This is a genomic window from Pseudarthrobacter sp. C4D7, from assembly GCF_013359725.1.
Classification (GTDB): domain Bacteria; phylum Actinomycetota; class Actinomycetes; order Actinomycetales; family Micrococcaceae; genus Arthrobacter.
On the sequence record NZ_JABFMW010000001.1, the window covers coordinates 175,352 to 197,716 of the forward strand.

Below are 22,365 nucleotides of genomic sequence, written 5' to 3' on the forward strand. Positions count from 1 at the left end.
AAGAAAAGGGTCAGTCCTTGTCCACCACCGCCACTCTGGCAACCCTGTCCGACTCTGACCGTCTGGCCGACCCCAACTGGTGGCGCCAGGCCTCCGTGTACCAGATCTACCCCCGCAGCTTCGCCGACTCCAACGGCGACGGCATCGGCGACCTGAAGGGCATCACCGCCAAGGTCCCGTACCTGAAGACGCTGGGGATCGACGCCGTCTGGCTCAGCCCGTTCTACCCCTCCGCGCTCGCCGACGGCGGCTACGACGTGGATGACTACCGCGACGTCGACCCCAAGCTGGGGACCCTGGCCGACTTCGATGACATGGCCAAGGCCCTGCACGAAGCCGGCATCAAGCTGATCGCGGACATCGTCCCCAACCATTCCTCGAACCGCCACAAGTGGTTCCAGGAGGCGCTGGCGTCCCCCAAGGGCTCCCCGGCCCGGGACCGCTACATCTTCCGTGACGGCAAAGGCCCCAACGGCGAGTTCCCGCCGTCGGACTGGGATTCCGTGTTTGGCGGGCCGGCGTGGGAGCGCATCACCGAACCGGACGGTACGCCCGGGCAGTGGTACATGCACATCTTCGCCAAGGAGCAGCCGGACCTGAACTGGTCCAACCGGGAAATCCGTGACGACTTCCTCAAGACCCTGCGATTCTGGTCGGACCGCGGCGTGGACGGCTTCCGCGTTGACGTGGCGCACGCCCTCACCAAGGACCTCACCGAGCCCCTGCTCTCCAAGCTGGAACTGAGCGCCGCCAACACCGGCGTGGACGGATTCGACGACGGGTCGCACCCGTTCTGGGACCGGGACGAAGTCCACGAGATCTACGCCGAATGGCGCGAAGTGTTCAACGAGTACAACCCGCCGCGGACCGCCGTCGCCGAGGCCTGGGTCCACGCCACCCGGCGGGCCCGCTACGCCAGCCCGCAGGGCCTGGGCCAGGCATTCAACTTCGACCTGCTCCAGGCAGACTTTGACGCCGCCGAGTTCAAGGAAATCATCACCCGCAACCTCGCCGAGGCAGCGGCCACCGGCGCCTCCTCCACCTGGGTGTTCTCCAACCACGATGTGGTGCGCCATGCCACCCGCTACGGCCTGCCGCAGGTGGCCAAGGAGAAGGCCGGTGCCAAGGGCCAGGACGGCAAGGACTGGCTGCTGGCCGGCGGACCCAAGGACCAGCTGGACGTTGAACTCGGTGAACGCCGCGCCCGCGCCGCCACCTTGCTGATGCTGGCTGTCCCCGGCTCCGCATACCTGTACCAGGGCGAGGAACTGGGCCTGCAGGAAGTGGCCGAGATTCCCGAATCGGAGCGCCAGGATCCATCCTTCTTCCGCAACAAAGGTGTGGAGATCGGCCGCGACGGCTGCCGTGTCCCGCTGCCGTGGAAGGTTGAAGGCACGTCCTTCGGATTCGGCGACGGCGGCTCCCACCTGCCGCAGCCGGACTGGTTCAGCAAGTACGCCGTCGAGGCCCAGGACGGTACCGAGGGTTCAACCCTGGAGCTGTACCGCAAGGCCCTGAAGCTGCGTCGCGAGCTGCTGACGGATGAAGGCCTCGAATGGGTTGGGAACGCCAACCCGGACGTCCTGCACTTCAAGCGTGCCAACGGGTGGCAGTCGGTCACCAACTTTGGGGCCACCTCCGTGGACCTGCCTGCCGGGGAAGTCCTGGTCAGCAGCGGCCCGCTGGAGGACGGCAAGCTGCCGGCCAACACCACCGCATGGCTGCGCTGATGGGGCCGGGCCCGACGCCGGCCCACCCGATGCAGGCAGGAGCTTGATGCAGGAGGTCATCTACGGATGCATGGGACTGGGCGGCAGCTGGTCTGACGAGCCGCATGGCGATGACCATGTGGACCAGGCCGCTGCTGCCGTCCAGGCCGCCCTGGAGGCCGGCATCACCTTGTTCGACCATGCCGACATTTACCGGAACGGCAAGTCCGAGGCCGTGTTCGGGGAGGTGCTGGCCGCCACCCCGGGCCTGCGGGAGCGGATCCGGCTGCAGACCAAGTGCGGTATCCGGCTGAACGAGCGCGGCCTGCAGACCCACTATGACCTTAGCCGGGAGGCCATCCTGGAACGGGTCAACGGCAGCCTCGAACGGCTGCGGACCGACTACGTGGACGTGCTCCTGCTGCACCGCCCGGACCCGCTGGCGGACCCGGCGGAGGTGGCAGCCGCCGTCGGGCAGCTCATGGCCGAAGGCAAAATGCGCCAACTGGGCGTGTCCAACATGTCCGCGGCGCAGATCGACCTGCTGCAGGACCGGTTGGAGACCCCCGTGGTGGCCAACCAGCTGGAGATGAGCCTGCTCAAGCGGGCATGGCTGGAAAGCCAGGTCCTGGTCAACCACCCGGAACACCTGGACTACAGCTTTCCGCACGGCACGCTGGAGTACTGCATGCGCCACAACATCACCCTGCAGGCTTACGGGGCGTTGGCCAAGGGCGCTTACACCGGTGCTGAGCCGGAGAGCCCCACGCCGGCCGGGGCCGCCACCGCGGGGCTCGTGGCAGAACTGGCGGAAACCTACGGGGCCACCGGAGAAGCCATCCTCCTGGGCTGGCTGATGAAGCATCCGGCAGGGATCGCCCCGGTCATCGGCACGGCTAACCCGGACCGGATCCGGGCCTGCGCAGGCGCCGGGCAGGCGGCGCAGGACCTGACCCGTGCCGACTGGTACAAACTCTGGGTCACCGCGCGGGGCAGCAACATTCCCTGACCGCCGCTGGCTTGGCAAAGCAGCGGATTGACAGGGCCTCCGGCCCGGCGCACGATTCAAGCACGCGCCGGTATCACTGGTGGTGCAGGGGCGCCCGTCGATGGGGTTTTCATGTCCTCTGTTTTGGCATCCCCCGCACTTCCCGGGTACGCGGGCAGGCTGCTCCGGTGGAAGTCGGCCACGGTTGTTTCGGCCATGGTGGCGCTCTGGGTCACCATGGCCGAAACAGACAGGCTGGTGGCGGGCGCAGTTCCTTCCGGCAGCGGTGCAAGCCGCACGGTGTCCGGGCTCCAGAGCCCGGACGCTGCCGCCCTCGCCGATTCGTGGACCCTCTGGCAAGGGCTTCCGCAGCCGGAGGCCGCTGAACTCGGCCGGTACCTGCAGGCCTATGCGGTGGCGGACGCACTCTTCGCCCTTGCCTACTTCACCCTTCTCTGGCAGACGCTGCGCCAATACAAATGGCTGCGGGGACTGGTGGTTGCCGTGCTGGGATCCGAGCTGGGGGAGTCCGTTGCACTGTCCCATCTGTCCACCCATTTTCATGACGGGGGCGCCGCCCAGGTGCTGGCCGTGCTTGCCATGGCCAAATGGGCCTTGCTTGCCCTTCTGCTCATCTCGGTTTTCTACTACCGCATGCTGCGGCGCCTCATGGCGGTGTGGCTCCGGCGCACCCGCCAGGCCGTCCTCCTGCAGCGCCTGAGCGTCGTCGCGGTCCTGGCCGTTGCAGCCATGGCACTGATCCCCATCCCGGGCGTCAGCGACCAGCTCCCGGACGCCCAGCGTGCGTGGGCGCCGGAAGGGCTGGCTGCGCCGCACTGGTGGCTTGCCGTCCTGGTGGCGCTGGCAGGAAGTGCGGGACTGTTCGTCCTGGGCCGGCGGCGGTCAGAGCTGGCTTGGGCGCTGTATGTCACCCGCGTGCCGAAGCAGCAGGCGGAGCTGGTGTGGTGGTGGTACGGGCCCGCCCTGCTGGTTGGCGGGCTCATCCTGGCAGCGGCAATGGGGCGGATTCCGTTGCCTCCATCCCCGTGGATGCTGCCCTTCCTTGCCGTCCCTGCCATCGTGGCGCTCCTGACGCTGCTGCTGGGCGGAAAGTATCCGTCAACGCTGCCCCGCCCGTGGCCACGGGATGAGCCCCGGGCCATTACCGCCTGGCGCTGCGGGGACGTCCTGGCATGCTCTTTCCTGGTCGTTTCCGGGGTGGCGCTCATCCGCACCTTCACCGGACCGGTGCTGCTGGGGGCCGCGAACGGCGGGCAGGGGCCGTACGGATGGTCGGCACTGTTCCTTGCCATCGGGTGGCTGGTGGTGCTGGCCGCATTCCCCGCCATGTCAGCCTTCCTAGGCCGGACCTGGCGTATCGTGACCGGCACGGTGCTTTCCGGAATTCTTGACCCCACCACCCCCGCAACACCGGCAGCTACCCGCGCGTCCTACCTGACGCTGGTCTTTGCCGCCGTGGCCATGCTGTTCCTCCTGACCCGCCCCGCTGAAACGACGCGCTTCCTCGGCGTGCCGGCCACCGCCGTCGTCTGCGTCCTTGCCTGGACAGTGGTGGTGGGTTTCCTGGTGATCCAGCTGCAGCAGCAGCGGGCCGTGTGGACCTTTGAAAAGCTCGGGCTGCGCGCCAATCCCATTGTCAGCCTGGTCCTGCTGGTCATTACCGTCACGTCACTGGGCGGAGGCGACCCGAGAATCCACTCCATCCGCCAGGCGGAGGGCAGCCCGGTCCGGACGACGCGCCCCGCCGTGCCCACCTACGTGGACCAGTGGCTCGCCGCGAACGGGGGCTGCCAAGTAGCCGTCCCCACTGCCGCAGGCACCGTGAACGTCAGGCCGGTGGTCTTCGTGGCGGCCCAGGGCGGCGGGATCCGCGCCGCGTCCTGGACTGCCGACGCCCTGGGCAGGCTGGCCGGCATTCCCTGCGGAGCCCAGTCCGTCATCCTCTCCAGCGGCGTCAGTGGAGGCTCGCTCGGGCTGGTGGTCACCCAGCTTTACGGACCTGGCGAAAGCGCGGTGGCGGTGGTGGACCGGCTGGCGGGCCCGGAAGCGCTCGCGGCCGGCGTGGCAGGGGCACTGGCCGGGGACCTGGTGGCCGGCGGCACGGATGTCCTGGTGGGCACCGGACCGGCCACCGCTGCGGGGGCCGCCTGGCAGGACAGGGCCGGGGCAATGGAGCGGACCTGGGAACTCGCAGCCGGCCGGCTGGCCGAGGCGTGGGAACCGGCAGACCCAGCCAACGGGCGCACCGGTGCGCTGGTCCTGAATTCCACCGCAGCGGGCATTGGCTGCCGGCTGCTCATCAGCCAGCTGGATCTGTCGGGGGCAGCGGGCACCCAGTCCGGCTACGTGGCCCAGGGTGCCGTGCCCCGGAATGAAAGCTGCCGCGAGGGCCCGGCGCCGCTGTCCATCGACCTCCTTGCCGGCGACGCCTGCCCGCTGCACCTGTCCTGGTCAACCGCGGCCATGCTGTCCGCCCGTTTCCCCATCATTTCCCCGGCCGGCCGCATCCCGTACCGGAACGACGGGGAGTGCGGCCCGGACCACGCCTACCAGGCCATCGACGGCGGATATTCCGAGGGCTCCGGCCTGGGCACCATCCGCGACCTCTGGCCGATGTTCCGGGATGCGCTCACACTGCACAACAGCCGGCTTCCCGACGGCCAGCCGTTTGCCGTACCCGTATTCCTGTATCTGCAGAACTCAGCCGGCTCCGACGTGGTGGCCCGGCCGCCCGCGCTGGCCGGGGAATTCGCCGTCCCGCTGCTGGGCATCAGCGCCAAAAACCTTCAGTCCGAGGCCACCAGCTGGATTCAAAGGCTCGACGCCGACGCGGATGTCTGCCCCTCCGCGGCGGAGCTGTGCGCGGCTGCGGAAGCATCATTCTCAGCGGGCATCGGCGGCAGCACGGTCCGGGTGTCCCCGGCCAGCCGCCCGGCCCTCGACCCGCCGCTGGGCTGGACGCTGTCGCCGCTGAGCCGGGAACGGCTGCAGCAGGCAATGGACGCGGAGACGACCTGCCCTTCTTCCGCTGCGCAGTGCCCGGCTTTTGCGCGGTTGCTGGCTGCGCTGCGGGGCTGATCCGGTCCCCGGGAGCTGCGGCCGGCGGTCACAACCCGTTTAGTTCGTATTGATCCTCACACGCGGGCCGTTTTCTTCGCCGTGCCGCGCGCAGGCCGGATACTGTAGAAACCATGACGTCTACCATCGCCGCCGAAACCGTTAGGCCCGAACGCAACATCCCCGCAGAGATCGCCCGTTCCTGGCTGCTGGTCAATGCAATGAAGCCCGAGCTCTTCGACCAGTCGGCCGTGTCCCGGGCAGACTCGATCATCCTGGACATCGAAGACGCGGTGGACCCGTCGCAGAAGGACCAGGCCCGGGCCAACGTCATCGACTGGCTGACCGCCGGCGGCGAGGCCTGGGTGCGGATCAACGACGCCACCAGCCCCTTCTGGGCCGATGACCTCGCCGGACTCCGCGGCACCCCCGGCCTGCTCGGCGTGATGCTGGCCAAGACCGAGTCCGCGGACCAGGTCACCGAAAGCTACCACCGCATGGACGGCAAGACCCCCGTGATCCCGCTGGTGGAATCCGCCGTCGGCATCGAGGAAGCCAACAACATCGCCAAGGCACAGGGCGCCTTCCGCCTGGCTTTCGGTTCCGGTGACTTCCGCCGCGATACCGGCATGGCCGCCACCCCCGAGGCCATGGCGTACCCGCGCGCCAAGCTCGTCGTCGCCAGCCGCGTAGGCAACCTGCCCGGCCCCATCGACGGACCCACCGTCGGTACCAACCACCCCATCCTGCGCGAGCAGACAGGCATCACGGTGATGATGGGCATGACCGGCAAGCTCTGCCTGGCCATCGACCAGACCCCCGTGATCAACGAGGTCATCAGCCCCACGCCGTCGGACGTTGCCTGGGCCACCGACTTCATGAACGACTTCGAAGCCAACGGCCGCGTCATCCGTGACGGCTCCGACCTGCCCCGCCTGGGCCGCGCCGAGAAGATCATGAAGCTCGCGGTAGCCTTCGGGGTGCAGCCCGCGCTGTAGCGCCACCACCACATCAGGAGACCCCGTGACCGATACCCGCTATCTGGTCCACGGGGTCTTTTGGGATGGTCCGCCGGCGGCCACCCCCATTGACGACGGCGGCGCCCCGGTCCTGCGCCTGCAGTCACCGGCAGGGGACTTCCGGGAGCTCAGCCTCAGGCCGGGGAGCCGGCTCGGCCTCCACGTCGTGGAGCCCGGGAGGTTCTGCCTTGGCCACATCCAGGTCCAGTCAGCACGCTCGCGCCGCCACATCCTGTGCCACTCCGCCGCCCCCGCCGTGCGGGGCAAGCAATGCGAACGATGCTTCGTCCTGGACGAATCGCGCCTGATGCACGACTTCCATCGCGGCGGCAGGGTAACCCCCGGACTGCGGGACTACCTGATGCAGGAACACTGGCTCTACGTCGCCACTTTTGCGGGAGGCACCACCAAGGTGGGAACGGCCTCGGGGCCCCGGAAATGGAACCGCCTTGCCGAGCAGGGAGCCGCGGCGGCCAGATATGTCGCCCGGGCGCAGGACGGCCGCGTGGTGCGGATCCTCGAGGACCTGGTGACGGCCCGGTTGGGGCTGACGCAGCAGGTGCGTTCGGCCGCGAAGGGGGAGGCCCTGCTCCAGCCGCTCCCGGCCGAGGCGCTGGACGCTGTCAATGCCGGAGCTGCCGGTGATGTGCGCGCACTGCTGGCGGGCACCGCCGTCAACGGTTTCCAGACTGTGGAGGAGCAGTGGCTTCGGCCGGGACATGCTGACGCCCTCTTCGGCCGCAGTCCCCGCCACGCCTATCCGCACGCGTTGGACAGGGGACAGCACGGCTTCGATGTTGCGGCCATCAGCGGGGCCAATATCCTGGCCCGCCTGGATGGCACAGATGCCCGGTTCGTGGTCGACCTGTCCCGGCTGGCGGCCCGGACGGTCGTGCTGGGGGAGTACGCCTCGGAGGTGCCGGCGGTGCAGGAATCATTGTTCTGACCTCCGGGGTCCCGCGCCCGGTCCGCACGGGGTGCTTGCGGACTCGGTAGACTTGGACGGTGCTGAACGAATTCTGGGCCACCGCGCCCACCCGCTACAAAGTCCTGGTCTTCAGCGCGATGGGACTGATCGCCGTCGGCATCATCCTCAACCTGGTGGGGAACACCAGCGGCAACCAGACGCTGGCCATGGCTTCCCTGCCCCTGATCGGACTGGGGCTGGTCCTGCATGTTGTGGGCTTGGTGGTCCGCGGCCAGGCCATCCGCAGGAACCTCAGGCGCTAGCTGCCGCTGCGTTCCGCAGGACGTGGCTGCGGGCGTGTTCCACGGCGTCCGGGAGCTCCGCGAACAGGTGCTTGTGGTGGCGGAGGGAACGGATCACGCCCACATTGGTCACCAGGTCGAGATGGTCCGGCCGGACACCCTTGAGCAGGACCGTGATGCCGCGCAGCTCCAGCGCGGAGATGACCTCCACCAGGGCGTGCGCGCCGGTGGCGTCGAGCATCCGCAACTGGGACAGCCTGATGATGGCCACCTGCACGTCCCTGACCTCGCTGATCTCCTGGAGGATGCGTTCCGCGGCGCCGAAGAACATGGCCCCGTCCAGGCGGAAGAGTGCGATGTGTTCGTCTCCCTTGGCCGGTGGACCGGGGATCTCCTCGCGCTGCACGCCGCTGAGTGACGCGAAGGTGCGCAGGGCGAAGAGGGCCGCCGCTGCCAGCCCGATCTGGATGGCGACGATGAGGTCGAAGGCCACGGTAATGACGGCCGTGAGGACGAAGACCGCGGCATCTGCCCGGGTGGAGCGCAGGATGGCTGTGACGGTGCGCCGCGAGACCATCCGGACGGCCGTGACCATGAGAACTCCGCCCAGGGCCGCCAGCGGGATGCGGCTGACCATCCCGGATGCCAGATAGGTGATCCCCAGCAGCACCACCGCATGCACCGCTGCGGCCAGGCGGGTCCTGGCGCCGGACCGGACGTTGACCGCGGTCCGCGCAATGGCTCCCGTGGCCGGCATGCCGCCAAACAAGCCGGCAGCGATGGAGGCCAGTCCTTGTCCCATCAATTCCCGGTCGGGGCTGTAGGCGCCTGTCGGCCTGCCGTCCGGGCCGGCCATCCCGGCAGCCACCCGGGCTGAGAGCAGCGATTCGATGGCGGCGAGGACGGCGACAGCGACGGCGGGCATTGCCAGGCTGCCAAGGGCGGCCGGATCCAGGGCGGGAAGGGCCGGCGCCGGAAGGGAATGCGGCAGTGGGCCAATCCGTGGAACGTCCAGTTGGAGGATTTCGGCCGCGGTTGTTGCCAGGAGGACTGCCAGCAGGCTGGCTGGAAGGGCGCGGAACAACTTCTGCACCAGGACCATCACGACGGCGACTCCGGCCACCAGCGCGAGCGTCAGCACCACCGTTGGCGCGGCGGCGCCCGCTGCCGCCTCCACCGCGGCAAGGAGGGTGTTGTGCCCCGGCGTGCCGGACGTGCCGGTGGCCAGCGGAACCTGCTGGAGGAAAATGATGGCGGCAATCCCCAGCGTGAACCCTTCCACCACGGGCCAGGGGATGAAGGCCACGGCCCGGCCCAGGCCACTGAACCCCAAAGCGCAGACCAGCAGCCCCGCCATCAGGGACAAGAGGGCCACGCTGCCAATGCCGTGGACTGCCACCACCGGTGCCAGCACCACCACCATGGCGCCCGTGGGCCCGGAAACCTGTACCGGGGACCCACCCATGACAGCCGCCACCAGCCCGGCCACGATCGCCGTGATGAGTCCCGCCTCGGCGCCCACCCCGGAACTGACCCCGAACGCGAGGGCCAGCGGCAACGCCACAATGCCCACGGTGGCACCGGCCAGCAGGTCGGTGCGCCACGTGCCGGCTACACCCGCATAGTCCTTCCGCGACGGGAGGAACCGGGTGATGCCCGTGGCGGGTGTGCCGGTGGCCGTGACCTGATGCGCGCTCACGAGGCTGGTCCGCCGGCCAGGTGGTCTGCCGGCAGCTGCTGTGCCAGGCGGAGCTGCTCCCTGGAGCCGGCCAGGCTGTCCAGGAGGAAGGTCCGGGCGATGGCCAGCAGTTGGGAGACGCCCGGGTGCGCGAGCTGGTACGTCACCGCGTTGGCGCTGCGTACGGAGGTCACCACCCTGTGCTTCCGCAGGGTGGCCAAATGCTGGGAAAGGTGGGAGGCCTCCAGCCCGGTCTCTGCGAGGAGATAGCTCACGGGAGCGGACTCGCCGGGTGCCGCGGCCAGCAGCTCCAGGATCCGGATGCGGGCGGGGTGGGCCAGGCCTTTGAAGAGGTTCGCTTTGATCTCATAGAGCGGTGCTTGGGCGGAAGGCAGCATCAGCGGGGGCGCTCCTGTGCGCGATGGCCGCCGGGCAGCCCCGGACAGCGGATTGATGGAATGATGAATCCATCATATCAGTGCGGTGCGACTCTTTGAAAGGGCGGGGCAGCGATAGGCTGGAATCCATGACTATCAATCCGGACCTGCAGGGCCGCAGCTACCCTGCCGCAGAGGTGTACGACGTCGGCCGTGAGAAGATCCGCGAGTTCGCCCGGGCCGTCAAGGCAACCCATCCTGCACATTTCGACGTGGATGCAGCCAAGGCCCTGGGCCACGCAGACCTGGTGGCGCCGCCCACCTTCGCCATCATCATCGCCCAGCGAGCCGACGCCCAGCTGATCGAGGATCCGGACGCGGGCATCGACTTCTCCCGCGTGGTCCACGCAGACCAGCGCTTCACGCACCACCGGCCCATCGTTGCAGGCGACCGGCTCGTGGCCGAACTGCATGTGGACGGCGTCCGGGCCATGGGTGGCGGCGCCATGATCACCACCCGCTCGGAGATTTTCGCCCTTGGCAGCGGCGATGCACGGGAACCCGTCACCACCACCACGTCATCCATCCTGGTCCGCGGAGAGGGACAGTAACCATGAGCCCCAGCTTCAATGAACTCAGCGCCGGCCAGGAAATCGGCAGCCGCACCATCGAGGTCACGCGCACCGACCTGGTCAAGTACGCCGGCGCCTCCGGAGACTTCAACCCCATTCACTGGAACGAAGCCTTCGCCACCGGCGTGGAACTGCCCGGCGTCATCGCGCACGGCATGTTCACCATGGGCTCGGCCGTCCAGTTGGTGACCGACTGGGCGGGCGACCCCGCCGCCGTCGTGGATTTCCAGACCCGCTTCACCAAGCCGGTCCTGGTCACGGACACCACCGGGACCGACGAACCCGGCGCCACCATCGACGTCACGGGAACCATTGGAAAGCTCGACGCCGATGCCGGCACCGCCCGCGTCGACCTCACCGTGGTCGCTGCGGGGCAAAAAGTCCTGATGAAGGCCCAGGCCGTCGTCAAGCTTGCCTGAGCTGGGACCTTTGACCTCTGCGTCCGGGGCCGCCGGGACCGCCGCCCAGGTCACGGCCTGGCGTAACGCCGTCGTGGTGGCCTACGGCGCCAGCGGCCTTGCCTTTGCCTCCTGGGTGTCCAGGCTGCCGGCCATCCGGGATGCACTGGACCTCACCCCTGGCAACATCGGCGTCATCCTGCTGTGCATGACGCTGGGGTCCTTTGCCTCCGTGTCTGCTTCCGGGTTGATTGTGCTGCGGCTTGGCTCCAAGCGGACCATCCGGACCGGCAGCATCATGGTGGGTGCAGGCTTGCTGACCGCGGGTTTTGGCACAACTGTGCTGGCAAGCCCGGTGGCAACCGCCATTGGGCTTGCCATCATCGGGCTGGGCACCGGGAGCTGGAACACGGCATCCAACGTTGAGGGTGCCGCAGTGGAACGCGCCGTAGGCCGCCACATCATGCCGCGGCTCCATGGCGCCTTCAGCCTGGGAACGGTGGCGGGCGCGGGGCTGGGCGCCGGCGCTGCGGCAATTGGCATGCCGGTGCTCTGGCACCTCGCGGCGGCAGGGACGGTGGTGGCGGTGTCGGTCGCGACGGCGGCGTCCTGGTTCCGCGCCGACGTCACCCCGGTGGCGTCGGGCGAGCGCAGCTACACGCCGGACACCTTTGAGGACCCCAGCACGGGTCCCATCCCCGTCATTGCTGCCGGGACCAGCCCAGGCGATGCTCCGCTGGACAACAAGCGGAAGATCACCCAGGCCTGGCGGGACCGGCGGACCCTGCTGCTGGGCGTGCTGGTGTTGGGCCTGGCCCTGGCGGAGGGGGCAGCAGGGGATTGGGTGGCCCTTGCCCTGGCCGACGGCCACGGGCAGAGCGACGCTGCCGGTGCGGCCGGCTACGGTCTGTTCGTCACGTTCATGACCATCGGGCGCTTCGCCGGAACGGTGCTGCTGGACAGGTTCGGCAGGGTCCCGGTCATGCGGTGGTGCGCCGCCCTGGCCGTGCTGGGACTGGGTGTCTTTGTTTTTGCGCCGGTGCCGTGGCTTGCCTATGTGGGGCTCGCTGTGTGGGGCATGGGAGCATCCCTGGGCTTCCCGGTGGGCATGTCGGCCGCGGCCGACGACCCCGCCAAGGCCGCGGCCCGGGTCTCGGTGGTGTCCACCATCGGCTACGGGGCATTCCTGTGCGGGCCGCCCCTGCTGGGCCTGCTGGCCGAGCATGTGGGCATCCTGCATTCGCTGCTGGCCGTCATGGTGATGCTCGCGGTTAGCTTTGTCCTCTCCCCGGTGGCCCGGAAGGCCGACTAGCTACTGCGTTGTACTGCGCCCCCGCAGTATCTTCAAGTAACGTGGACAGGTGACTTCCACGCTTCTTTCCTCCCTGACCACCTCCGCCGTCGGAGGCCCTGCCGGCAAGTACATCGAGGCCCGCACCGAGGCTGAGATCATCGACGCCGTCCGCTCGGCGGATGCCGCCGGGGAACAGGTTCTGATCGTCAGCGGCGGTTCCAACCTCCTGGTGTCCGACGACGGGTTCCCCGGGACCGTCATCAGGATCGCCTCCGAGGGGTTCACGGTCAACGCGGAGGACTCATGCGGGGGAGTGGCGGTGGTGGTGCAGGCCGGCCACAACTGGGACAAGCTGGTGGGGCACGCGGTCCTGCACGCCTGGTCCGGTATCGAGGCGTTGTCCGGCATCCCCGGCTCAACGGGTGCCACGCCGGTCCAGAACGTGGGTGCCTATGGTGCCGACGTCTCCCAGACCATCGCAGCCGTCCGTACCTGGGACCGTGAGCGGAACGCCGTACAGACCTTCACCAACTCCGAGCTGAAATTCGGCTACCGGGACTCCATTTTGAAGCAGACCACGGTCCACGGCTCGCCCCGGTACGTGGTGCTCACTGTTGAGTTCCAGCTGCCGCTGGGGCGGATGAGCGCGCCCGTCCGGTATGCCGAGCTGGCCCGGGCCCTGGGCGTGGACGTGGGCCAGCGTGCCTACGCGAACGACGTCCGCCGTGAAGTCCTCCGCCTGCGTGCCTCCAAGGGCATGGTGTGGGACGTGGCCGACCGGGACACCTACTCCACAGGTTCCTTCTTTACCAACCCCATTGTCCCGGCCGCCGTCGCGGACAAGCTCCCGGAAAACGCACCCCGCTACCCTGCCGGGCAGGACGGGATGGTGAAGCTCTCCGCAGCGTGGCTGATCGACCAGGCCGGCTTCGGGAAGGGCTTCGGCCTGGAAACGGACGGCGTGGCCGGCGGCCGCGCCTCGTTGTCCACCAAGCACACCCTGGCAATCACCAACCGTGGCTCTGCCAGCGCCGCTGACATGGTGGCCGTCGCGCGGGAGGTGCGGGCCGGCGTCGAACGCCGCTTCGGCATTTCGCTGCACCCGGAGCCGCTGCTCATCGGCCTCGAGCTCTAGCCGACCCCGGAAGGCCGCCGCCCGGCCTAGGATGGGCGCATGGCTGCATCAGGCGTCCTCCGCGATCCCAGGACGATCGGCCGGCTCCGGCTGGCGTCCCAGCGGCTCGCCGGAATGGAGGCCGCCTCCGCGCCGGAACTTGTCCGGTGGATGACGGCCATGCAGGCGCAGGACCTTCCGGCGGCACTGTGGGCGGTGGGGGTCCGCGTGCCGGGAGCCGGCCTTTCCCAGGTGCGTGCCGCCATCGATTCCGGCGCTGTGGTCCGCTCCTGGCCCATGCGCGGGACACTGCATCTGGTTGCCGCCGACGACCTGCGCTGGATGCTGGACCTCACGGCCGAGCGGCTCACCAGGAGCATTGCAGCGCGGCACCGGCAGCTGGAGATCACGTGGGCAGACGTGGAGAAAGCCCGTGACCTGGCGCTGGAACACATCTCCGCGGAGGGCCCCGTCAGCCGCGCCGCCCTGTTCAAGGTGTTCGACGACGGAGGCCAGCCAACCCAGGGCCAGCGCGGGATCCATCTCCTGGGTTCGCTCTGCCGCCACGGCTGGCTGGTGCTGGGACCTCTGAGCGGGAACCAGCAGCTGATCGCGGCGTTTGATGACTGGATACCCACCTCCCGGATACTGGAGCGGGAGGAGGCCCTGGCGGAGTTCCTGCTGCGTTACTTCCACAGCCACGGCCCGGCCACGCTCCGCGACTTCGCCTGGTGGACGCAGCTGCCGCTGACCGAAGTGCGAAGGGCGTTTGAGGATGTCCGGCGCGGGTTGGTGGAGCTGGAGTTTGAGGGGACCAGCTACTGGCTGTCCCCGGAGGTTGCGGCGCTTCTGGATGCCGGCCTGCCCGGAGCACGGTCTGTCCACCTGCTGCCCGGTTTTGATGAGTTTGTCCTCGGCTACACGGACCGCAGCCCCGTCCTGCCGCCCGAGCATTCCGACCTGATCGTGCCCGGCGGGAACGGTGTCTTCAAAAAGACCGTGGTGGCCGGGGGACAGGTGGTGGGCACGTGGGCGCTGCAGGGCACGGGGCCGCGTGCCGCCGTCGTCCCCGAACTCTTCGACGAAGCCCGGCCGCTTGGCCCGGCGGCAGAGGCTGCCCTGGCCAAGGCGGGCCGGCGCTACACGACGTTCCTGGCCACCTGAGCCGCCTCCGCCCCCGTACAACCGGCCCTCGCCCGCATAACCGGTGCCGGGCAGCAACGGTTATGCGGGCCAGGGCCGGTTGTACCGCGGGTCATCCACATAGCGGCGTCCCGTGCTTCTGGTTCCCGGTCCCATCGGCGACTGTCGAGTGATGAAAGTCGATACCGCGTTGGCCTTGGTGGACCATCGATGGCCCCGGCAAGTGGTGGCATCCACGTCCGACTTGGCCGCTGCCGGGCTGGACAGCCGTGTGCTGACTGCAGCCGTGCAGAGCGGTGCCGTATTCCGGTTGCGGCGGGGAGCCTACGTCCGGAGCAGTTACTGGAATACGCTCACGCCGTGTACAGCCATGTGAGTGCGGCGCTGCTGCACGGTCTTATTGTCTGGAACGGAGGCTCCGCGGTGCATGTGACAACCCAGTACTCCAATTCAACGGCCAGCGCGGGAAAGGATGTCCGGACCCACAAGCTTCCCCTCACAGATGCCGACATGGCTTCACTGTGGACGCCTGACGGGCGGGAAATCCTGGCCACCAGTCCCGAACGAACCGTGGTGGACTGCGCACGTATCCTGCCCTTGGACAAGGCCGCAGTGATCGGTGACCACGCGCTTCGCAAAGGTGCATCCCTCGAGGCCATGCGGCAGCTGCTGAACGACAGCCCAGTGGTCCGCGGCGGCAGGCGCGCGCTGGCCGTACTGGAGGTCCTGGATGCGCGGTCAGAGTCTCCGGGTGAGACCCGGACCAGGCTGCTGCTGCAGTCTTTTGGTCTGCGCGGGTTCGAACCGGAGGTGGTGATCCCCACCTCCGAGGGTCTATTCCGGGCTGACTTTGCGGATCCAAATGCCTTGGTGATCATCGAGTTCGACGGCATTGCCAAGTACACGGAGTACAAGGCAACGGCCGATGTGCTGCTCGCGGAACGGCGCCGGGAGAACGCGCTGCAGGAGCTTGGTTGGGCGGTCTTCCGCATCAACTGGAAGCAGCTGGACCGGCCGGGCGAGTTGCGGCAGCGGCTGTACGCATTTCTCTCGCGGCACGCCGGAATGCAAAAGCGGCCCTGCCCCGCACAACCGGTGCAGGGCAGCAACGGTTATGTGGGGCGGGGCCGCTCGTGAGGCAGCTAAGCGTTACAGGTTGCCGGTGGCGATGTTGAGCATGCGGCGCAGCGGCTCGGCTGCGCCCCAGAGGAGCTGGTCGCCCACGGTGAAGGCGCTGATGTACTGCGGGCCCATTTCCATCTTGCGGATGCGGCCCACCGGGATGTCCAGGGTGCCGGAAGCGGCCACCGGGGTCAGGTCGGCCATGGAGGCTTCCTTGGTGTTGGGAACCACCTTGGCCCACTGGTTGTCCTCGTCCAGCAGCTTCTCGATCTCGGCCACGGACAGGTCCTCGCGGAGCTTCAGCGTCAGGGCCTGGGAGTGGGAGCGCATGGCGCCGATGCGGACGCAGAGGCCGTCCATGATCACGTGGTTTTCCGCGGAGGTGCCCAGGATCTTGTTGGTCTCCACCCCGGCCTTCCACTCTTCCTTGGACTGCCCGTTGCCCAGGTCCGCGTCGATCCAGGGGATCAGGGAGCCGGCCAGGGGCACGCCGAACTGGGTGACGTCGATGTCGGTGCGCTGGTGGGCCAGGACCTTGCGGTCAATATCCAGGATGGCCGACGCCGGGTCGTCCAGTTCCGTGCTGACCTCGGCGTTGAGCGTGCCGAACTGGCTGAGCAGCTCGCGCATGTGCCGGGCGCCGCCGCCGGAGGCTGCCTGGTAGGTCATAGAGGTACCCCACTCGACCAGCCCGTTCTTGAACAGGCCGCCGAGGCCCATGAGCATGCAGGAGACGGTGCAGTTGCCGCCGATGAAGTCCTTGGTGCCGTTGACCAGGCCCTTGTCGATGACATCGCGGTTAATGGGGTCCAGCACGATGATCGAGTCGTCGTTCATGCGCAGGGTGGAGGCGGCATCGATCCAGAGGCCGTCCCAGCCGCGGCTGCGCAGCTCTCCGTGGACCTGCTTGGTGTAGTCGCCGCCCTGGGCGGTGACAATAATGGGCAGCTTCGCCAGGGTGTCGAGGTCGAACGCGTTCTCGAGTTTGCCGGCGCCGTCAGCGAAGGACGGCGCGGCACCTCCCGCGTTGGAGGTGGAGAAGAACACCGGGTTGATGTTGGCGAAGTCGCCCTCGTCCTGCATGCGCTGCATGAGGACGGAACCGACCATGCCGCGCCATCCGACCAGGCCGACGGAAGGGGTAGCTGCTGTAGTCATTGGTCCAGTTTAGACTTCGCGTCCGGAAGGGCGCAGTCGGTTACGTCACGCCGCAGTTGGGTCTGACGTCCGACGCCGGCACGCACCGGTGCCGTCAGCGGCGGCTAGGTAGACGGTGCGTCCCCGGGAAACGGCTGGGTGCTGTCGGGGAAATTTTCGCGGGTGATGGCTATGGGCGACGGGTTTGATTCGAACCAGGCGCGTGCCTGGTCATCGGTAAGGGCAAACCGCGGTTTCGGCAGCCCGTTCAGCCGGCGCAGCCCGGCGGCCCGCATCTCCCGGCGAAGGCTGCGGATTCCCAGGAGCCAGCCTCCAGTGAAAAGGACAGTGCCCAGCAGTCCGAAAACGGCCACAACGATATTCAGGGTGGCCAGGGCAATGATGAGCATCACGGGTGCGCCAAAAGCCGGAATGGTCATGAGGGCTGTCACCACAACAAGCCCGGTAGCCGTGTGGACTGAGTAATTTCCCGACGGCTGGGAACCACCGATTCCCCATTCGTCCTTTGTGTAGGCGTAGACCGTGGGTCCCATGGCGGTTGCGTAGAAGTACGGTCGGTCCACAAGTAGCTTCTGTACGGCAGGATTCATTGCCGTCAGTGACCTACGCTTTTCGTTCACGGGCGGCTGGAGTCCGACTGCTCCAGTACGGCGGCCTTCCGCGCGCGGAGGGCAAAGAACGCCCCGAAGGTGAACACCTGGGTGACGACAACCAACACGATGGCACCGGCGATCTTGTTGCCGCCCAGGATCATGGTCAGGCCCACGATTGCGGACAGCAGCGCCAGCAGCGGCAGCAGCATGTAGCCCAGGACGAACAGGGTTTCCGGTTTTTTCAGCATGTTCCTAGCCCTCGGTCCGTGACCATTTGGTGAATCGGTAGCGTGTGCCGTTGGCGGCCGTCAGCCAGCCGTCCGGCGGGACGGCGGCGGTGGCCTCCCAACTGGCGCCGAGCTCCGGGGCGAACGTGTCGCCGTCGGCCTTCACATCGATGGTGGTGACCACCGCAACGTTGGCGAGGTCGGTGGACTGGCGGAACACGTCGCCGCCGCCCAGGATCCAGACTGTTTCGCCGCCGTCGACGAACTGCGACTCCAGGAGCGCGTCATCCAGGGAGGGAACCACGACGGCGCCTTCCGCCTCGGGCGTTCCGGCCCAGCTTTCCTGCCGGGTGATGACGATGTTGGTGCGTCCGGGCAGGGGGCGGTACTTGTCCGGGAACGACAACCAGGTCTTGCGGCCCATGATGACCGGGTGCCCGGTGGTGAGCCGGGTGAAGTGCTTGAGGTCCTCGGGCAGGTTCCAGGGCATGTCCCCGTCCTTGCCGATGACGCCGTCGGACGTCTGCGCCCAGACCAGGCCCACACCGGTGATCGAGGCGGCCAGTTCCTCCGTGAAGGACTGGGGATCGGTGAAGTTCTCGATGCTCATACGGCGATCGGTGCCTTAATGGTGGGGTGGTGCTGGTACCCCACCACGTCGAAGTCTTCCAGCGTGTAGTCGAAAATCGAGGCCGGCTTGCGGGTGATCTTCAGCTGCGGGTACTCGTAGGGCTCACGTTCCAGCTGCTTGAGGACCTGGTCCATGTGGTTCTCGTAGATATGCACGTCCCCGCCGGTCCATACGAATTCGCCGGGCTCAAGGCCCACCTGCTGCGCGACCATGCAGGTGAGCAATGCGTAGGAGGCGATGTTGAAGGGGACGCCCAGGAACATGTCCGCGGAGCGCTGGTAGAGCTGGCAGGAGAGTTTGCCGTTGGCCACGTAGAACTGGAAGAACGCGTGGCACGGCGGGAGCGCCATGTCATTGAGCTCCGAAACGTTCCACGCGGAGACGATGTGCCGGCGGGAGTCAGGGTTCGACTTCAGGTTCTCGATCAGCTCGGCGATCTGGTCGATGTGCCCGCCGTCCGGGGTGGGCCAGCTGCGCCACTGCACGCCGTAGACCGGGCCCAGGTCGCCGTCCTCATCCGCCCACTCATTCCAGATGGTGACGCCCTGGTCCGTCATCCACTTGATGTTGGTCTCGCCGCGCAGGAACCACAGGAGCTCCACGGCCACGGACTTGAAGTGGACCCGCTTCGTGGTGATCAACGGGAAGCTTTTCGAGAGGTCAAAGCGGATCTGGCGCCCGAAAACGCTGGTGGTTCCGGTGCCCGTACGGTCCGATTTATGGGTGCCGGTGGCCAGGACATCGCGCAGGAGGTCTTCATAAGGCGTTGGGATGCTCACCCTTCAAGTCTACTTTGAGCGCGGCCCCGGGTGCGGCGGCAGCGCGGCGGCGGCGGAGACCGCGCGGAAGACCAGGCCGATGCCCATGAACATGAACAGCACCGTGGGGATCCAGATGGTGGCGGGTCCCTCCCATCCCAACCACCCGCGGATGCTGAGCCAGCCGATGAGGGCGGCCACCGCCGGGGCAAGCTGGGCAACAACATCTTGCCCCGCACCGATGTCCTGACCAGCCGCAGTCCCGAGTGACCTCGACAGTGCAGGGAGGAACCGGTGAAGCAGCCACAGGAAAGCCACGCAGCCAAGGCCGGTGAGGAGGGGCGCGAACACCGTCCACGCTGTCTTCGGAGCAAAGCGGTCGGGCGATCCGCTGCCGTCCCAGTGCACGGGTACAGGGTCAGGCATCCCGGGATAGAGCACCGCCCCGCTCGCGGCAGTAAGCAGCAGCGCCAGCATTGAAGCGGCAAACCAGCCGGCGGCTTTCCGGTTCGTGACGTTCCGGCCCATGGTCAGCGGCCTGCCTGGCGGGTGTCGTGCTGGCTGGTGTCGTCCTGGCGGGTTTTGGGGGAGAGCGCCGGGGGCTGCGGGAGCCCGGGCGTCCGCGGGAAGGGCCGGGCAGCGCCCTGGACAGGGATAACCGCGATCCCCACGGCGGCAGCGGCCAGGAGAGCCCCGACGGCGGGAGCAGCCTGCCAGAAGGCATCCCACCGTTCCGGACCAAGAGGCGACGCCCGGTGCAGCTTTGGTCCGGCGCTCATCAGAAGGACCCCGGCCTGGCCTGCCAGGAACGCGGCCTGCGTCCGCACCACACGGTGCACTGTGATGGCACGTAGTGCGGCATCCAGTCCCGGGACCGGCCCAGGGACGCTGTTACGACGGCGGGCAAGCACCAGGGGAACCCCGGACGCGACCACAACCGCGGCGCTGCTCCACGCCGTCACCGGCCAGGACTGCTGTGCGCCCAGTTCAACCTGCCGCCCGGCAACAAGGAACAGGACAGCCAGGAGAACGGTCGCAGCGGCAACCAGGGTGCAGGCCAGGGCGGATGAGACCGGTTGGCGGGGCCAGTGCAGGGGCTCGTCCGGGGTCCCGTAATTCCGGTGCACCAGCACTTCGCCGAGCGACACAACGGCCAGGATGGCGCCGGCGGAAACAGCTGCGAAAAGGGCGGGAGGCCCCGTGACGGTTCCCGGGACGAAGATTGCCGCGGGTACGGGCACGAACGCTGCCAGCCCCATCGCGGCACCGATGGACACCGACAACCTGGTGGCGGGCTGGGCCTGCGCGCCGGCGCCCCGGCGGGATGCGGGCCCTCCGGAGAGGCTGGGCGGTGCCCACAGCAGCATCAGCAGCAGCACCGCCAGGTTCAATGCCCCGGCCGGGTTGAACCAGTTCGCGGGGCCAACGGCCGGATCGGGGCGGACTGCGTGATTCCCTGCGATGGCCGCCAGCCCGGAGGCAAGTGTCGCCACCGTTCGGAGCAGGCGGTTTGTGATGATGGCCCGCAGGAGTCTGTCCTGTCCGGGCGCCAGTCCCTTTACCGGCGCCCGGCGGCTGGTCAGCATCAGCACGGCGAGGGTGCCGCCGGCCAGGACGAACAACGCCCCGCCCAGGTACATCGCCAGATCCATGCCGGCAATGCGGCCTTCCCCTCCGAACGAGGCATAACCGCCGGCACCATCCGGACGCGAACCGTAAGGGCGGGCTTCGAAGCCCGGCAGCGTGGACGTCCACACGATCTGGGCGGCGGAGAGGAGGAAGATCACCGCCACCGTCCAGGCGAGGGGACGCGGCACCAGCGCCCGGAGCGCGGGCGGCCTTCCGCCCTGCGCCACCGGCCGGGCGCGTGACCTGGGGTAGGTTGCCTGCCCCAGCACATATGCCGCCAGGCAGCCGAGGACAGGCCAGGCGAGGGCCGGGGCGATGTCCACGGGCCCCGATGATGCCCCGGGTAGTGGCAGGATGCCCGCATTCGCAGCGGGAAGCAAAGAGCTGGCCATCCATCCGATGACGCCGGTGCACAACGCATGCCCGGACGCTGCGGCGGACATGTCCGGGCCCCGGCGGATCAGGAAACGAAGAAGGAAGTACACCCCGCCAATAAGCAGGAGCGGCCACAGGACAGCTGACGGTGGAACATCAAAGGCAAACGTGGTGGCAGCCGGCACGTTATCCCCCCCAGAACTGTGCATCGTTCCCTCAAGTCAAGGGGTATGCGGGCCCAGGGTCAAGCGGGAGTGGAGCCCCTCAGTCGTCGAAAGGCTTGAATTGCTCCACGGCCACGACCCGCCTCTTCCCGCCGTTGGCCACATGGCAGACCACCATTTCGCCCGGGGAAAGGAACGGCTCGTGGGCGGGCAGCAGCTTGGCCAGGTGTGACGGCATGTGCGTGGCCAGCTGCTTGAGGACCGTGGGCAGCGCCGGCCGGTGGGTGCAGACCACCACGGGCCGCTGTTTGTCCACCAGGGACTCGATGACGGCGGCGGTCTTCTTCGGGCTGCGCTGGTGCTTGTGCTCGGTCAAGCCCTCAGCGAGCTTCACTTTGGCGCCCGTGGCCCGCGCATACGGAGCCACGGTGGCCACGCAGCGCAGCCACGGGCTGCTGACCACCCGCATCGGCTTCCAGGCCTGCAGCAGGCGCCCCACGGCCTGGGCCTGACGCGACCCGGTGGCCGCCAGCGGCCGCTCACCCTCGGCCTTGCTCCAGGACGAGCGCGGCTTGGCTTTGGCGTGGCGCAGCACCAGCAGGGGCCAGGTATCCAGCTCCCCGCGCCCATGGGCGTCCTGCAGATGGGTCAGCGGTACGACGTCGGACGGGTTGGACAGCAGGCGGGCCGCCTTTTCGGGGGCGCACCACATGACGCTGTCCACTTCCTTGCCGTCCGGAAGCAGGCTGTCACCGTTGACCTTGACTGCCCAGTAGTGGACAACCTTCAGGCCCGAGGCCACGTGGTAGTGGATGGGCGGCAGCGGGATGCCCAGAGGAGCCTTGAGCCCGATCTCTTCCCACACCTCCCGGACGGCGCATTCGGGAACTGTTTCGCCGGCGTCGAGCTTTCCCTTCGGCCATGACCAGTCGTCATAGCGGGGCCGGTGGATCAGGAGGACCTCCAGGCCGTCCCTGCCGGCACGCCACGGGATGGCACCCGCAGCAGTCACGGCTACGGGTTCCCCCGGGTGGTCAGTCTGGTCGGCTACGAGTGCATCGCTCGACAA

The 22,365-nt window shown here is 68.1% G+C and carries 23 protein-coding genes; 13 read left to right on the forward strand and 10 right to left on the reverse strand.

Going from position 1 to position 22,365, the window contains the following annotated elements; all coding sequences use genetic code 11:
- Window positions 1-17 precede the first annotated feature (17 nt).
- The 6 genes from HNO81_RS00830 to HNO81_RS00855 all read left to right on the forward strand — a co-directional run bounded on the left by HNO81_RS00830 (window position 18) and on the right by HNO81_RS00855 (window position 8,024).
- The gene (locus tag HNO81_RS00830; RefSeq protein ID WP_175316267.1) at window positions 18-1,730 is read left to right on the forward strand and encodes a glycoside hydrolase family 13 protein; all 1,713 of its coding nucleotides are present in this window, start codon (window positions 18-20) and stop codon (window positions 1,728-1,730) included.
- A gap of 46 nt (window positions 1,731-1,776) precedes the next feature.
- On the forward strand, window positions 1,777-2,718 hold the full coding sequence (locus tag HNO81_RS00835) for an aldo/keto reductase family oxidoreductase (RefSeq protein ID WP_175316268.1): 942 nt from the start codon (window positions 1,777-1,779) through the stop codon (window positions 2,716-2,718).
- Between the two features lie 111 nt (window positions 2,719-2,829).
- Window positions 2,830-5,796 (forward strand): hypothetical protein, encoded by a 2,967-nt coding sequence (locus tag HNO81_RS00840; RefSeq protein ID WP_175316269.1) that lies wholly within the window; start codon window positions 2,830-2,832, stop codon window positions 5,794-5,796.
- Between the two features lie 113 nt (window positions 5,797-5,909).
- Window positions 5,910-6,773, forward strand: a complete 864-nt coding sequence (locus tag HNO81_RS00845) for a CoA ester lyase (protein WP_175316270.1) — start codon at window positions 5,910-5,912, stop codon at window positions 6,771-6,773.
- A 25-nt stretch (window positions 6,774-6,798) separates the two neighbouring features.
- Window positions 6,799-7,740 carry a DUF2797 domain-containing protein gene (locus HNO81_RS00850; RefSeq protein ID WP_175316271.1) on the forward strand — a complete coding sequence of 314 codons (942 nt, stop codon included), beginning with the start codon at window positions 6,799-6,801 and terminating at the stop codon, window positions 7,738-7,740.
- 59 nt (window positions 7,741-7,799) lie between these two features.
- Window positions 7,800-8,024, forward strand: coding sequence for a DUF3188 domain-containing protein (locus HNO81_RS00855; protein ID WP_175316272.1), 225 nt, complete (start codon window positions 7,800-7,802; stop codon window positions 8,022-8,024).
- Here HNO81_RS00855 and HNO81_RS00860 read toward each other — a convergent pair.
- Window positions 8,014-9,702 (reverse strand): SulP family inorganic anion transporter, encoded by a 1,689-nt coding sequence (locus HNO81_RS00860; RefSeq protein WP_371818134.1) that lies wholly within the window; start codon window positions 9,700-9,702, stop codon window positions 8,014-8,016. The genes HNO81_RS00855 and HNO81_RS00860 overlap by 11 nt on opposite strands.
- A complete protein-coding gene (locus HNO81_RS00865; protein ID WP_175316273.1) occupies window positions 9,699-10,079 on the reverse strand; it encodes a metalloregulator ArsR/SmtB family transcription factor in 381 nt (126 codons plus the stop codon). The genes HNO81_RS00860 and HNO81_RS00865 overlap by 4 nt, the downstream gene beginning before the upstream one ends.
- A 128-nt stretch (window positions 10,080-10,207) precedes the next feature.
- Here HNO81_RS00865 and HNO81_RS00870 point away from each other — a divergent pair, with 128 nt between their 5' ends.
- The 7 genes from HNO81_RS00870 to HNO81_RS00900 all read left to right on the forward strand — a co-directional run bounded on the left by HNO81_RS00870 (window position 10,208) and on the right by HNO81_RS00900 (window position 15,776).
- Complete coding sequence (locus tag HNO81_RS00870) at window positions 10,208-10,669, forward strand: MaoC family dehydratase N-terminal domain-containing protein (protein WP_175316274.1); 462 nt, start codon at window positions 10,208-10,210, stop codon at window positions 10,667-10,669.
- 2 nt (window positions 10,670-10,671) lie between these two features.
- Window positions 10,672-11,109, forward strand: coding sequence for a MaoC family dehydratase (locus HNO81_RS00875; protein ID WP_175316275.1), 438 nt, complete (start codon window positions 10,672-10,674; stop codon window positions 11,107-11,109).
- A gap of 10 nt (window positions 11,110-11,119) precedes the next feature.
- On the forward strand, window positions 11,120-12,400 hold the full coding sequence (locus HNO81_RS00880; protein WP_371818135.1) for a sugar MFS transporter: 1,281 nt from the start codon (window positions 11,120-11,122) through the stop codon (window positions 12,398-12,400).
- A 49-nt stretch (window positions 12,401-12,449) separates the two neighbouring features.
- Window positions 12,450-13,517 (forward strand): UDP-N-acetylmuramate dehydrogenase, encoded by a 1,068-nt coding sequence (locus HNO81_RS00885; RefSeq protein WP_175316276.1) that lies wholly within the window; start codon window positions 12,450-12,452, stop codon window positions 13,515-13,517.
- A 39-nt stretch (window positions 13,518-13,556) separates the two neighbouring features.
- Window positions 13,557-14,660 (forward strand): winged helix DNA-binding domain-containing protein, encoded by a 1,104-nt coding sequence (locus tag HNO81_RS00890; RefSeq protein ID WP_175316277.1) that lies wholly within the window; start codon window positions 13,557-13,559, stop codon window positions 14,658-14,660.
- Window positions 14,661-14,811: 151 nt separating this feature from the next.
- Entirely contained in the window at window positions 14,812-15,015 is a 204-nt protein-coding gene (locus HNO81_RS20340; RefSeq protein WP_175316278.1) for a type IV toxin-antitoxin system AbiEi family antitoxin domain-containing protein, read from the forward strand.
- Window positions 15,000-15,776: a hypothetical protein gene (locus tag HNO81_RS00900; protein WP_175316279.1), complete on the forward strand. Its 777-nt coding sequence runs from the start codon at window positions 15,000-15,002 to the stop codon at window positions 15,774-15,776. The genes HNO81_RS20340 and HNO81_RS00900 overlap by 16 nt, the downstream gene beginning before the upstream one ends.
- Before the next feature lie 12 nt (window positions 15,777-15,788).
- Here the strand turns inward: HNO81_RS00900 and asd are convergent, their stop codons facing one another.
- The 8 genes from asd to HNO81_RS00940 all read right to left on the reverse strand — a co-directional run bounded on the left by asd (window position 15,789) and on the right by HNO81_RS00940 (window position 22,365).
- On the reverse strand, window positions 15,789-16,919 hold the full coding sequence (gene asd, locus HNO81_RS00905) for an aspartate-semialdehyde dehydrogenase (protein WP_175316280.1): 1,131 nt from the start codon (window positions 16,917-16,919) through the stop codon (window positions 15,789-15,791).
- 104 nt (window positions 16,920-17,023) lie between these two features.
- Entirely contained in the window at window positions 17,024-17,482 is a 459-nt protein-coding gene (locus tag HNO81_RS00910) for a hypothetical protein (protein ID WP_175316281.1), read from the reverse strand.
- A 53-nt stretch (window positions 17,483-17,535) separates the two neighbouring features.
- Entirely contained in the window at window positions 17,536-17,760 is a 225-nt protein-coding gene (locus tag HNO81_RS00915) for an NF038396 family protein (RefSeq protein WP_175316282.1), read from the reverse strand.
- 4 nt (window positions 17,761-17,764) lie between these two features.
- The gene (locus tag HNO81_RS00920; RefSeq protein WP_175316283.1) at window positions 17,765-18,349 is read right to left on the reverse strand and encodes a dihydrofolate reductase; all 585 of its coding nucleotides are present in this window, start codon (window positions 18,347-18,349) and stop codon (window positions 17,765-17,767) included.
- Entirely contained in the window at window positions 18,346-19,149 is an 804-nt protein-coding gene (locus HNO81_RS00925) for a thymidylate synthase (protein ID WP_175316284.1), read from the reverse strand. The genes HNO81_RS00920 and HNO81_RS00925 overlap by 4 nt, the downstream gene beginning before the upstream one ends.
- Window positions 19,150-19,158: 9 nt before the next feature.
- Window positions 19,159-19,656: a DUF1648 domain-containing protein gene (locus tag HNO81_RS00930; RefSeq protein WP_175316285.1), complete on the reverse strand. Its 498-nt coding sequence runs from the start codon at window positions 19,654-19,656 to the stop codon at window positions 19,159-19,161.
- Window positions 19,657-19,658: 2 nt separating this feature from the next.
- Complete coding sequence (locus HNO81_RS00935) at window positions 19,659-21,317, reverse strand: hypothetical protein (protein WP_175316286.1); 1,659 nt, start codon at window positions 21,315-21,317, stop codon at window positions 19,659-19,661.
- Between the two features lie 79 nt (window positions 21,318-21,396).
- Window positions 21,397-22,365 carry an NUDIX hydrolase gene (locus tag HNO81_RS00940; protein WP_175316287.1) on the reverse strand — a complete coding sequence of 323 codons (969 nt, stop codon included), beginning with the start codon at window positions 22,363-22,365 and terminating at the stop codon, window positions 21,397-21,399.